At 75.7% G+C, this 12,298-nt stretch carries 9 protein-coding genes; 7 read left to right on the forward strand and 2 right to left on the reverse strand.

What is annotated here, in order from left to right:
- Position 1: 1 nt before the first annotated feature.
- The gene (locus ACFV57_RS28580; protein WP_385238166.1) at positions 2-1,354 is read right to left on the reverse strand and encodes an APC family permease; all 1,353 of its coding nucleotides are present in this window, start codon (positions 1,352-1,354) and stop codon (positions 2-4) included.
- Between the two features lie 29 nt (positions 1,355-1,383).
- Complete coding sequence (locus ACFV57_RS28585) at positions 1,384-2,787, reverse strand: diaminopimelate decarboxylase (protein ID WP_385238167.1); 1,404 nt, start codon at positions 2,785-2,787, stop codon at positions 1,384-1,386.
- A gap of 136 nt (positions 2,788-2,923) precedes the next feature.
- Between ACFV57_RS28585 and ACFV57_RS28590 the strand changes: the two genes are divergently transcribed.
- The 7 genes from ACFV57_RS28590 (at position 2,924) to ACFV57_RS28620 (ending at position 12,296) form a co-directional block, all read left to right on the forward strand.
- Entirely contained in the window at positions 2,924-4,222 is a 1,299-nt protein-coding gene (locus tag ACFV57_RS28590) for an NAD(P)/FAD-dependent oxidoreductase (RefSeq protein ID WP_385238169.1), read from the forward strand.
- Positions 4,210-6,246 carry an FAD-dependent oxidoreductase gene (locus ACFV57_RS28595; protein WP_385238170.1) on the forward strand — a complete coding sequence of 679 codons (2,037 nt, stop codon included), beginning with the start codon at positions 4,210-4,212 and terminating at the stop codon, positions 6,244-6,246. Before ACFV57_RS28590 ends, ACFV57_RS28595 begins: the two co-directional genes overlap by 13 nt.
- The gene (locus ACFV57_RS28600) at positions 6,243-7,214 is read left to right on the forward strand and encodes a dihydrodipicolinate synthase family protein (protein ID WP_385238172.1); all 972 of its coding nucleotides are present in this window, start codon (positions 6,243-6,245) and stop codon (positions 7,212-7,214) included. Before ACFV57_RS28595 ends, ACFV57_RS28600 begins: the two co-directional genes overlap by 4 nt.
- Positions 7,215-7,294: 80 nt before the next feature.
- Positions 7,295-8,335 carry a proline racemase family protein gene (locus tag ACFV57_RS28605; RefSeq protein ID WP_385238254.1) on the forward strand — a complete coding sequence of 347 codons (1,041 nt, stop codon included), beginning with the start codon at positions 7,295-7,297 and terminating at the stop codon, positions 8,333-8,335.
- A gap of 89 nt (positions 8,336-8,424) precedes the next feature.
- Positions 8,425-9,024 (forward strand): hypothetical protein, encoded by a 600-nt coding sequence (locus ACFV57_RS28610; RefSeq protein WP_385238173.1) that lies wholly within the window; start codon positions 8,425-8,427, stop codon positions 9,022-9,024.
- Between the two features lie 270 nt (positions 9,025-9,294).
- Positions 9,295-10,953 carry a urocanate hydratase gene (hutU, locus tag ACFV57_RS28615; RefSeq protein WP_385238175.1) on the forward strand — a complete coding sequence of 553 codons (1,659 nt, stop codon included), beginning with the start codon at positions 9,295-9,297 and terminating at the stop codon, positions 10,951-10,953.
- A gap of 107 nt (positions 10,954-11,060) precedes the next feature.
- Positions 11,061-12,296, forward strand: a complete 1,236-nt coding sequence (locus ACFV57_RS28620; RefSeq protein ID WP_385238256.1) for an allantoate amidohydrolase — start codon at positions 11,061-11,063, stop codon at positions 12,294-12,296.
- The last annotated feature ends 2 nt before the right edge of the window (positions 12,297-12,298 follow it).

The following is a 12,298-nucleotide window of genomic DNA, read 5'->3' on the forward strand; positions in this document are numbered from 1 at the left end:
GTCACTCGCCCCGGGCGCGCAGCACCAGCCGGTTCACGCCCCACAGCACGACACCGATCCCGACCAGCACGGCGGCCCGTACGTACACCTCCGCCGCCCGGTCGGCGAGCGGACTGGCGAGCACGAGGGCCCCGGCGGCGCCGAGCACCGGCAGGACCGTGGGCGTACGGAAGTGGCGGTGCGGCACCCGGTCGCGGCGCAGCACCAGCACCGCCACGTTGACGACCGCGAAGACGCACAGCAGCAGGAAGGCCGTCGTGTCGCCGAGCCCCTCGATCTCGCCGGTCAGGACCAGGCCCACGGCCAGCAGTGTGGTCAGGGCGATGCCGACGACGGGCGTGCGCCGCCCCGGCAGGACGCGGGCCACCGCGCGCGGCAGGATGCGCTCGTTGGCCATGCCGTAGCACAGCCGGGAGGCCATCATCATGTTGATCAGCGCGGAGTTGGTGACCGCGCACAGCGCCATCAGCGCGAACACCTCCGGCGGGAACGTCGCGCCGCTCGCGTGCACCACCTCCAGCAGTGGCGCCGACGACGCCTGGAGCCGCCGGTGGTCGACCAGCAGCGACGAGACCAGGGCGACCAGGACGTAGACGGTGCCCGTGATCCCCACCCCGAGGAAGATCGCGCGCGGGAAGTTGCGGCCGGGGTCGCGGGTCTCCTCCGCCATGTTCACCGAGTCCTCGAACCCGACGAAGGCGAAGAAGGCGAGCCCGGTGGCGCCCAGCACGCCGGTCAGCACGGCGAAGCCGGTACCGCCGGCGTCGAGCTCGGCCAGCCGCGCCGGCTCCCCGCCGCCCGTCCAGACCGCGGACGCCCCCAGCCCGATGATGATCAGCAGGCCGGACACCTCGACGGCGGTCAGCAGCACGTTCGCCTTCACCGACTCCGCCACGCCCCGCAGGTTCAGCGCGGCCAGCGCCAGCACGAACACCACCGCCACCAGGGTCGGCGGCAGGTCGGCGAAGGTGCGCAGGTAGTCGCCGCTGAAGGCACGGGCCGCGGCGCTCGCCGAGGACAGGCCCGAGCACATCACCATGAAGGCGACGAGGAACGTCAGGAACGGCACCCGGAACGCCTTCTGGGTGTAGAGCGCGGCGCCCGCCGCCTTCGGGTACTTGCCGACGAGTTCGACGTACGAGGCGGCGGTCAGCGCCGCGATGCCGAAGCCGATCACGAAGGGCAGCCACAGGGCGCCGCCGACCTTGCCCGCGACCTTGCCGGTGACGGCGTACACACCGGTGCCGAGGATGTCCCCGACCACCAGCAGGACCAGCAGCCTCGGGCCGATGGCACGGCGCAGCGGGGTGGGTGCGCCGGTACGGCCGGCGACGTCCGTGGAGGGGGTCCGCATGTGCCCGGCATGCCCGCCCGCGGTGATTTTTAGAGCTGGGTGAGCGCGTCCCCGTAGGCGCCGCCGCTCTCGGCGACCAGCTCGGCCGTCCCCTGCGGGGCGCGCACGGTCGCCCAGCGCAGGGCGCCGTCCGGGCCCGGTGCGTATCCGTGCACCCCGGGCCGGGGGAGCGAGTTGTACGCGAAATGGGTGGAGAAGTAGTACGCGCCGGTGTCCAGGAGGGCGATGTGGTCGCCCGGCTCCAGGAGCGGCAGGGGCCGGTTCCGGGCGACCAGGTCGCCCGCGAAGCAGCAGGGCCCGGCCACGTCCTGGGCGGCCGGCGGCCCGGTCTTCGGGCGGCCCTGCGCGTCGTAGGCGGCCACCCGCACCGGCCAGGAGTCAGGCGCGAAGACCGTACGGGTGGCGACCTGCGCGCCCGCGTGGGTGACGGCGATGCGCCGGCCGCCGGCGGACTTGGCGTACTCCACGCGGGCCAGGACCACGCCGTGCTTGGCCAGCAGCGACCGGCCGAACTCGGTGACCAGCCCGTAGCGGCCGTCGAACAGCCCCGGCACGGTGGCGTGCAGCAGCCGGGCGTACTCGCGGTACGTCGGCGCCACCGCGTCCGACGCGAAGTTCACGGGCAGGCCGCCGCCGATGTCCAAGGTGGTGACCTGGGCGCGCCCGGCCTTCCCGTTGACCTCCTCGGCCAGCTCGTACAGGACGCGTACCCCGTCCGCCAGCAGCCCGAGCGGCATCCCCTGGGACCCGACGTGGGCGTGCAGGCGGGTCAGCCACGGGCGGTCCAGGAAGGCCTGTACGACCCGACCGCGGGCGCCCTCGTCGCGCAGCGCCACGCCGAACTTCGACGTGCCGGTGGCGGTGCTCATCGCGTCGATGCTGCCGCCGCCGAGCTGCGGGTTGACGCGCAGGCCCAGGGGCGAGGAGGCCGGTGCGGCGGCCGTCAGCGCGTCCAGGCGGCGCAGTTCCGCGAAGCTGTCGGCGTTGACGGCGATGCCGAGGGCGAGCGCCTCGCGCAGCTCCGCGTGGGTCTTGGCGGGCGAGTCCAGCACCGTACGGGACGCCGGCACACCGGCCGCGCGGGCCAGGGCCAGCTCACCGGGGCTGGCGACCTCGCACCCGAGGCCCTCCTGCGCGAGCAGGCGCAGTACGGGGACGAGCGAGGCGGCCTTGACGGCGAAGGCGTGCAGGGCCGGCGTGCCGGGTTCGGTGAACTCATCGAATGCGGAGCGTAGTTCGGCGGCCGACCGGCGGATTCCGGCGATGTCCAGGAGACCCACGACGGGGTCGGCGGCACTGACCAGCCCCTGCGTGACGGCTGCCGCGACGGCGCGGTCCCGCAGGGCGGCCCCTTCCGCGTCCGGAGCGGCGGATGAGCCGGGAGGGCCGGGAGAGGCGGAGGAGGACGAGGGCGGGGGCGTCGCGGGACTCATGTCACCACTCCACCACCTGCCCGCCGTGGCCGCCATCGACCGGCCCGCCCGCAGGCGGTGTTGACCTCGTCGGCACGCGGCAATAACGTCACGGCGCTCGCACGAGGGCCCCTTCGCGGAACGGTGGTGCGGCTCCATGCGAAACCGGCGCGTCCAGGCGGGACCGGTGGTGCGGCGGGACGCGTGGCATCCGCGCGGCCCGGCGGCCCGGCCCCCGCACCCCGACGTGGTCGTGGTCGGCAGCGGCATCGTCGGCGCGGCCTGCGCCGAGGCGCTCACCCGGCGCGGCGTACGGGTCACCGTCGTGGACCGCGCGCCGCTCGCCTCCGGCACGACGGCCCACGGCGAGGGCAACCTCCTGGTCTCCGACAAGCCGCCCGGACCCGAACTGGCCCTGGCGCTGGCCTCGTCGGCCCGCTGGCCGCGGCTGCTCGCGGAGCTGGGCGACGAGGTCCGGGAGGGCCGCGGGTCCGGTGGCCGCGGCAGCGGCGGGCTCGCCGAGCGGTGCGAGTACGAGACGAAGGGCGGCCTCGTCGTCGCCCTCGGGGAACCGGGCGCGCGGGCCCTGGCCGCGTTCGCCGCCGCCCAGCGGGCCGCCGGGGTCACGGCGCACGAGATCGGCCCGGACGGCGCGCACGCGTACGAGCCGCACCTCACGCCGGACGTCCGCGCCGCCGTCCACTACCCGCAGGACGCCCAGATCCAGCCCGTCGCGGCGGCCACCGCCCTGCTCGCCGCCGTCCGAAGACGCGGCGGCACCCTGCGGGCGGACGTACGGGCGCTCGGTGTGGAGCGCGGCGCGGACGGGCGGGTGACGGCGCTGCGCACCTCCGAGGGGGCGCTGCCGTGCGGCGCGGTGGTCAACGCCTGCGGCCCGTGGGCGGGCGGGTTCGCGCGGGCGGCGGGCGCGCCGCTGCCCGTCCAGCCGCGCCGGGGCCTGGTGCTGGTCACCGCACCGCTGCCGCCGGGCACGATCCGGCACAAGGTGTACGACGCCGACTACGTGGGCGCCGTCGGCAGCGGCGAGGCCGACCTGCGCACCTCGGCGGTCGTCGAGGCCACCCGGGGCGGCACGGTGCTCATCGGGTCCAGCCGGGAGCGGGCCGGTTTCGAGGAACGTTTCCGCGTGCCGGTCCTGCGCGAACTCGCCCACAAGGCCGTGACGTTGTTCCCGGTGCTGGGCCGGGTCCCGGTGATCCGCGCGTACGGCGGCTTCCGCCCGTACACCCCCGACCACCTCCCGGTGATCGGCCCGGACCCGCGCCTGCCGGGCCTGTGGCACGCCACCGGACACGAGGGCGCGGGCATCGGACTGGCACCGGCGACCGGCGAACTCCTCGCGCGGCTGTACGCGGGCGAGCGCCCGCACCTCGATCCGGAGCCGTACCGGGTGGCGCGGCCGGGACTGGCGGAGGAGGCACGGTGTTCCGCGTGACGGTGGACGGCGCCGAGCGGTGGGCGCGGACCGGCCAGACCGCCGCCTCGGTCCTGCTGGCCGCGGGCCGCGCCGCCTGGCGGACCACGCGCGGCGGACGGCCGCGCGGCGTCTTCTGCGGCATCGGCGTCTGCCACGACTGCCTGGTGGTCGTCAACGGCGTACCGGACGTACGGGCCTGCCGGCGGGTGGTCGAGGCGGGCGACCGCATCGAGACGCAGGTGGGCGCGCGGTTGCCGGATCATCCGCCGGAGACGGGCGCCGACGGGTCCGCGGCGGCGAGTGACGTGGCCGTGCGTGAGGCGGCTGCGCGGGATCTGACGCCGCGCGACGTGCCGGTGCCCGTGGTCGTCGTGGGCGCCGGGCCCGCGGGCATGGCGGCGGCGCTGGCGGCGGCCGGGGCCGGGGCGCGGGTGGTGCTGGTGGACGACGGGGAGCGGCCCGGCGGACAGTTCCACCGGCAGGCGGCGGACGGCCCGGCGCGGGGCGCGGCGGTCCGTGCCGTACAGGAGCACCCGCGGATCGAGTGGCTGCCGGGGTGCACGGTCTGGGCACTGGAGCCGGGGGGTGGCCCGGTGCCGGAGGAGGGCGGCCCGGTGCCGGAGCCGGAGGGCGGCCCGGTGCCGGTGCCGGAGGGTGGCGGCCTGTCACCGGCTCCGCCTTCCGCTACGGAGGGCGGCTGGACCGTGCACGCCTTGCAGGGGCCCGCCGACGCCCCCTCCCGTACGGCACACACCCTGCGTGCCGCCGCGCTCGTCCTGTGCACCGGCGCGTACGACCGGGCCCTGCCGTTCCCCGGCTGGGACCTGCCGGGCGTCGTCACGGCGGGCGCGGCACAGGCTCTCGCCAAGGGGCAGCACACCGCGATCGGCCGCCGCGTGGTGGTCTCCGGCACCGGGCCGTTCCTGCTGCCGGTCGCGTCGTCGCTGCTCACCGTGGGCGCGCGCGTCCTCGGTGTGTACGAGGCGGGTTCGCCCGCAGCCTGGCTGCGCGCCCCCGTGGCCGCACTCCGCGACGGGCACGGCAAGCTCCCCGAACTCCTCGCCTACGCCGCCGGACTGGCCCGCCACCGCGTCCCGTACCGCACCCGCCGGGCCGTCGTGGCCGCGCACGGCCGGGGCCGCGTCGAGGCGGTGACGGTGGCCCGCCTCGGCCCCGACTGGCGCGTCCGGCCCGGCACCGAGCGCCGCATCGAGGGCGTGGACGCGGTCTGCGTCGGCTACGGCTTCACCCCGCAACTGGAACTCGCCCTCGCCGCCGGCTGCGCACTGCGCGACGCCACCTGGGTCGCGGTCGGCGCCCGGCAGCAGACCTCCGTCCCCGGTGTGTACGCGGCGGGCGAGCCCACCGGCATCGGCGGCGCGGCACTCGCGGCGGCTGAGGGCGAACTGGCGGGGCTGGCGGCGGCCCGCTGGGCCGGGCCCGCCGAGGCGGCCGACGCGGTGGCCGACGTGGCGGCGCGTGCCAGGGCCGCCCGGCGGCGCGTCCTCGCGGGCCGCCGCTTCGCCCGGCTGCTCGCCACCGCCCACCCCGTACGCGCCGGGTGGCACACCTGGCTCGCCGAGGACACACCCGTCTGCCGCTGCGAGGAGGTCCCGTACCGCCTGCTCCGTACGGGGGCGGGGGAGCTGGGCCCGGACGGTGCCCCCGGACTCGCGGCGGACGGCGGAAACGGTCCTGCGACGGGTGGCGCACCCGGACTCGCGGCGGACGGCCCGTACGAGCCCGCGGCGGACCGCGGAAACGATCCTGCGCCGGACGGCGCGTGCGGGCCCCCGGCCGACGGCGCGTACGGACTCGCGGCGGACGGCATGTGCACGTTCAAGCTGGCCACGCGCGTCGGTCTGGGCCCCTGCCAGGGCCGGATCTGCGCCCGCAACGCGGCCGAACTCCACGGCCCCGCCGCCCTGCCCGACCCGCAGACGGCCGACCGCCGCCCGATAGCCCAGCCGGTCCGCCTCGCGGACCTGGCCGCACCCACCACCGTGTCCCCGACTCCGCCGTACCGAGAGGACCCGTCATGACGGACCACGTGCCGACGCAGCCCCGTACGTCCCGCACCGCCGCCTCCCGTACGTCCCTGACCGGCGTCATCGTCGCCACCGCCCTCCCGTACGCCGAGGACCCGGGCGCCCCCGCCGGGCTGCGGCCCGACCTCGACCGGTACGCCGACCACTGCCGCTGGCTCGTCGACAACGGCTGTCACGGGGTCGGGCCGAACGGTTCGCTCGGCGAGTACTCCTCCCTCACCGACGCCGAACGGCGCGCGGTGGCCCGCACGGCCGTCGCGGCGGTGGGGCGGGACGCGCTGGTCGTCGTGGGCGTCCACGGGGCGGGCGGGCACCAGGCGCGGCACTGGGCGGAGCTGGCCGCCGAGGACGGCGCGGACGGCGTGCTGTGCCTGCCGCCCACCCTCTACCGGGCCAACACCGCCGAGACCGTACGGCACTTCGAGGAGGTCGCGGCCGCCGGCCTGCCGGTGATGGTCTACAACAACCCCCTCGACACGAAGATCGACCTGACACCGGAGACACTGCGCGAAATCGCCGCGATCGACGGCGTCGTGGCCGTCAAGGAGTTCTCCGGGGACATCCGCCGGGTGCTGCACATCAAGGAGCGGGCCCCCGGCCTGGACGTGGTGGCGGGCGCCGACGATCTGGTGCTGGAAGCACTGCTGATGGGCGCCACCGGCTGGTTCGCCGGCTTCCCCAACGTCTTCCCCGCCGAGTCCGTACACCTGTACGAGCTGGCGCGGGACGGACGCGTGGCCGAGGCGCGGGAGCTGTACGAACCGCTGGTCGCCGCGTTCCGGTGGGATTCGCGCACCGAGTTCGTGCAGGCCATCAAGCGCGGGATGGACCTGGTGGGCCGCTACGGCGGGCCCTGCCGGCCGCCGCGCGGGCCGCTCCTGCCCGAGCACCGGCGGCAGCTGGACGCGGACATGCGCGGTGCCGTCCAGGCGCTGGAGTCCTGGGCGAAAGCGGTCGGGTGACGGCGGCCGGGGGCGCGGCGGGCGCGTCCGGGGATGCGGCGGTGGCGGGCGGCAGCGCGGCGGGCGCTTCCGGCGGTGCGGTGGCGGGCGGCGCCCCCGCCCCGTTCGCCGCCCGCAGCCTGCACACCTTCGTCGCCGTTGACTCCCACACCGAGGGAATGCCGACGCGCGTCATCATGGACGGCGTCGGCACCATCCCCGGCGCGACCATGGCCGACCGCCGCCGCCACTTCGTCGAACACCTAGACCACATCCGCCAGTTGCTCGTCAACGAACCCCGCGGACACCCCGCGATGAGCGGGGCGGTCCTGCAACCGCCGACCCGCCCCGACGCCGACTGGGGCGTCGTCTATATCGAGGTCTCCGGCTGCCTGCCGATGTGCGGGCACGGCACGATCGGCGTCGCGACGGTCCTGGTCGAGACGGGCATGGTGGAGGTCACCGAGCCCGTCACCACCGTGCGGCTGGACACCCCGGCCGGGCTGGTGACGGCCCGCGTCGCGGTGCGCGGGGGCCGCGCCGCACACGTCACGCTGCACAACGTCCCCTCGTACGCGCACGAACTGGACGCCGTGGTCAAGGTGCCCGGTTACGGCGAGGTCCGCTACGACCTGGCGTACGGCGGCAACTTCTACGCGATCACCCCGCTCGCCGCGCTGGGCATCCCGTTCGCCGCCTCCCGCGCGGACGAGATCATCGCGGCGGGCCTGGCCGTCATGGCCGCCGTGGACGAGCGCGACCGGCCCGTCCACCCCGCCGACCCGGCCATCTCCGGCTGCCACCACGTGCAGTTCACGGCCCCCGGCACACCGGGACCGGACGGCTCCGACTCCCGTAACGCCATGGTCGTCCACCCCGGCTGGCTCGACCGCTCGCCCTGCGGCACCGGCACCAGCGCCCGCATGGCCCAGCTGCACGCGCGCGGCGCGCTGCCGCTGGACCGCCCCTTCGTCAACGAGTCCCTGATCGGCACCCGCTTCACCGGACGGCTGGTCGGCACGGACCGGGTCGGCGGGCGGGCGGCGGTCGTGCCCACGGTCACCGGTCGCGCCTGGATCACGGGCACGGCCCGGTACGTCCTCGACCCGACCGACCCGTTCCCGCGCGGCTTCGTGCTGTAGCGGAGGCAGTGGCGGGTTCCGGATGTGCGGCTGCGAAGGTGAACAGTCGTGCGCGGCCGTCGCGCACGAGCGGAGAGGAAGCGGAGCACATGTTCACCAGTGGGATATCGGGCCGGCAGTACGCGCGACGAGGGGGCTGCGCGCTGGTTGCCGCGGTCGCGGCGCTGGCGTTGCAGACCGGAACGGCGGCGGCCTCGGGTACGGATACGGGCGCGGTCCCGGCTCCCGCTCCGGCCACGCGTACGGCCTCGGCGCCCGCTCCCGCCGAGGCCGTACGGATCACCGAGGGCCAGGTCCGGGAGGCCGGCCCCGGCGGCACGCTGCTCTATCCGAGCGTGACCAGCTGCCTGACCGTAACGGTCCGCCTCGCCGACGGCGGCCTGGTGGGCGCGCACGCCAGCCTGTTCCAAGTGCCGGGGGAGTACCGCTCCGACCGCATCCTCGGCGCCCTGCGGGCCCGGGTGGGCGGCCGGGCCGTGACCGCGGTCGAGGTCAGGGGCGCGGTCGGCGCCTGGCTGCCCGGCTACTTCACCAAGGCCGTGGAGAGCTACGGGGACGGCGAGAGCGTGCCGTTCCCGACGCGCCCCGACCCCGACGGCCTGGCGGCGGCGGTCGCGGACGGCCTGGGACAGCCGCGCGAGAAGGTGACGGTGGCGGACGTACCGGACGGCGATCAGACGGTGCGCTGACCGAGTGGTGCGCTGACCGGGCGGTGCGGTGACCGGACCGTGCGCTGACCGGGCGGTGGGCGGGCTGGGCCGTGCGCGTACCGGGCCGTGCACCGAGGGCGCCGGGACGGAACCGGCGGGGGTTCCGGTCGGCCCCCGTCGGCCGCGGAATCCCGCCGGAACCGGAAACCCGCCGCACGGCCTGCCCCGACCCTGTTGACTAGCCATATTCAACGCCCCAAGATGTGAATAGCTCGATCCACTCGCATCGACGTCAGGGAGGCACGGCCCATGTCAGGACCGCGACCCGTGCGGGCACCGCGCGGTACGGAACTGAGCGCCCGGGGATGGCAGCAGGAAGCCGCTCTGCGCATGTTGCAGAACAATCTCGACCCGGAGGTCGCCGAACACCCGGACCAGCTCGTCGTCTACGGCGGCACCGGCAAGGCGGCCCGCGACTGGCGCTCCTTCGACGCGATGGTGCGCACGCTGACCACGCTCAAGCAGGACGAGACGATGCTCGTCCAGTCCGGCCGGCCGGTCGGCGTCATGCAGACCCACGAGTGGGCGCCGCGGGTGCTGATCGCCAACTCCAACCTGGTGGGCGACTGGGCCAACTGGGAGGAGTTCCGGCGCCTGGAGGCCCTGGGCCTGACCATGTACGGGCAGATGACGGCCGGTTCGTGGATCTACATCGGCACCCAGGGCATCCTGCAGGGCACGTACGAGACGTTCGCCGCCGTCGCCGCCAAGAAGTTCGACGGCTCGCTCGCCGGGACGATCACGCTGACCGCCGGGCTCGGCGGCATGGGCGGCGCCCAGCCGCTCGCCGTCACGATGAACGACGGCGTCGCCATCTGTATCGACTGCGACCCGCGCGCCATCGAGCGGCGCATCGAACACCGCTACCTGGATGTGAAGGCGGACAGCCTCCAGCACGCCCTCCAGCTCGCTGTCGAGGCCCGCGACCAGCGCAAACCGCTCTCCATCGGTCTGTTGGGCAACGCGGCGGACCTGCTGCCGCAGATGCTCGCCGACGGCGCGCCGATCGACATCGTCACCGACCAGACCTCCGCCCACGACCCGCTCGCGTACCTGCCGACCGGCGTGGACTTCGCGGACATGGCCGCCTACGCGGCCGAGCAGCCCGCCGACTTCACCCGCCGCGCCCGCGAGTCGATGGCCCGGCACGTGGAGGCCATGGTCGGCTTCATGGACGCCGGCGCCGAGGTCTTCGACTACGGCAACTCCATCCGCGGCGAGGCCGAACTCGCCGGATACAAGCGCGCCTTCGCCTTCCCCGGCTTCGTGCCCGCCTACATCCGGCCGCTGTTCGCCGAGGGCAAGGGGCCGTTCCGCTGGGCCGCGCTGTCCGGCGACCCCAAGGACATCGCCGCCACCGACCGGGCGATCCTGGACCTCTTCCCGGAGAACGAGTCCCTCGCCCGGTGGATCAAGCTGGCGGGCGAGCGGGTGCACTTCCAGGGTCTGCCGGCCCGGATCTGCTGGCTCGGCTACGGCGAGCGCGACAAGGCCGGCGAGCGCTTCAACGACATGGTCGCCGACGGCACCCTCCAGGCGCCGCTGGCCATCGGCCGCGACCACCTGGACTGCGGCTCGGTGGCGTCCCCGTACCGGGAGACCGAGGCGATGCTCGACGGCTCCGACGCCATCGCCGACTGGCCGCTGCTCAACGCCATGGTCAACGTCGCCTCCGGCGCCTCGTGGGTCTCCCTGCACCACGGCGGCGGCGTCGGCATGGGCCGCTCGATCCACGCCGGGCAGGTCACGGTCGCCGACGGCACGCCGCTGGCGGGCGAGAAGATCCGCCGGGTGCTGACCAACGACCCGGGCATGGGCGTCATCCGCCACGTCGACGCCGGATACGAGCGCGCCGACGAGGTGGCCGCCGAGCGCGGTGTGCGCATCCCGATGCGGGAGGGCGAGTGACCCCGTCGAACGACGGGCCGGCGGCAGGCGCCGCCGGCCCGGCCGCACCCCCGGCGGGCCGGACGGCCCCGGCCGCGCCCCGGCCGGGCGGGCCGTCCTTCCACGAGATGTGGCGGGACCTCGCCGGCATCGGCCGGGACACCGGCAGCGGCGGCTACCGCCGCTACGCCTGGACCGGCGCGGACGCCGACTGCCGGGCCTGGTTCGAGGCCCAGGCCCGCGCCCGCGGCCTCGCCTACGAGCGGGACCGCAACGGCAACCAGTGGGCCTGGCTCGGCGCCGCCGGCGCCGCGGACGTGGCCCCCGGCGAGGCCGTCGTCACCGGCTCCCACCTGGACTCCGTCCCGGACGGCGGCGCCTTCGACGGCCCGCTCGGCGTCGTGTCCTCCTTCGCCGCGCTCGACGAACTCCGCCGCCGCGGCGCCGAGCCCGCCAAGCCGCTGGCGATCGTCAACTTCGGCGACGAGGAAGGCGCCCGCTTCGGCCTGGCCTGCGTCGGCTCCCGGCTCAGCGCCGGGCAGCTCACCGTCGAGGCCGCCCACCAGCTGCGGGACGCCGACGGCACGTCGCTGCCGCAGGCCATGGAACGGGCCGGCTACGACCCCGAGGCCATCGGCCCGGACCCCGACCGGCTGTCCCGCGTCGGCGCGTTCGTCGAACTCCACGTCGAACAGGGCCGCGCGCTCGACCTGACCGGCGACCCCGTGGGCATCGCCTCCGCCATCTGGCCGCACGGCCGCTGGCGCTTCGACTTCCACGGCGAGGCCAACCACGCCGGCACCACCCGGCTGGCGGACCGGCGCGATCCGATGCTCACCTACGCAGCGACCGTGCTCGCCGCCCGCAAGAGCGCCGAACTGGCCGGCGCGCTGGCCACCTTCGGCAAGATCAGCGTCGAGCCGAACGGCGTCAACGCCATCCCGTCGCTGGTGCGCGGCTGGCTGGACTCGCGCGCCGCCGACCAGGACACGCTGGACACCGTCGTCGCCGCCATCGAGCGGGAGGCCGCCGAGCGCGGCGAGCGCGACGGCGTCGACGTCCGTGTCACCCGGGAATCCTTCACCCCCGTCGTCGAGTTCGGGCACGCCCTGCGGGACGAGCTGGCCAAGATCCTCACCCAGGCGGCGGACGGCCGCCCCGGCGGCGCCCGCGAGGTGCCCGTACTCGGCACCGGCGCCGGACACGACGCGGGTATCCTGTCCGCCACCGTCCCCACCGCCATGCTGTTCGTACGCAACCCCACCGGCGTCTCGCACTCGCCCGCCGAACGCGCGGCCGAGGACGACTGCCTCGCCGGGGTGACCGCACTCGCCGACGTACTGGAGGGCCTGGCGTGCAGGTGACG

Source organism: Streptomyces sp. NPDC059788 (genome assembly GCF_042732265.1).
In the GTDB taxonomy this organism is placed as follows: domain Bacteria; phylum Actinomycetota; class Actinomycetes; order Streptomycetales; family Streptomycetaceae; genus Streptomyces.

Coding starts and splice junctions, on each gene's coding strand:
- hutU (WP_385238175.1), top strand. CDS start 9,295: ATGTCAGGACCGCGACCCGTGCGGGCACCGCGCGGTACGGAACTGAGC.
- ACFV57_RS28620 (WP_385238256.1), top strand. CDS start 11,061: ATGTGGCGGGACCTCGCCGGCATCGGCCGGGACACCGGCAGCGGCGGC.
- ACFV57_RS28590 (WP_385238169.1), top strand. CDS start 2,924: ATGCGAAACCGGCGCGTCCAGGCGGGACCGGTGGTGCGGCGGGACGCG.
- ACFV57_RS28585 (WP_385238167.1), bottom strand. CDS start 2,787: ATGAGTCCCGCGACGCCCCCGCCCTCGTCCTCCTCCGCCTCTCCCGGC.
- ACFV57_RS28580 (WP_385238166.1), bottom strand. CDS start 1,354: ATGCGGACCCCCTCCACGGACGTCGCCGGCCGTACCGGCGCACCCACC.
- ACFV57_RS28600 (WP_385238172.1), top strand. CDS start 6,243: ATGACGGACCACGTGCCGACGCAGCCCCGTACGTCCCGCACCGCCGCC.
- ACFV57_RS28610 (WP_385238173.1), top strand. CDS start 8,425: ATGTTCACCAGTGGGATATCGGGCCGGCAGTACGCGCGACGAGGGGGC.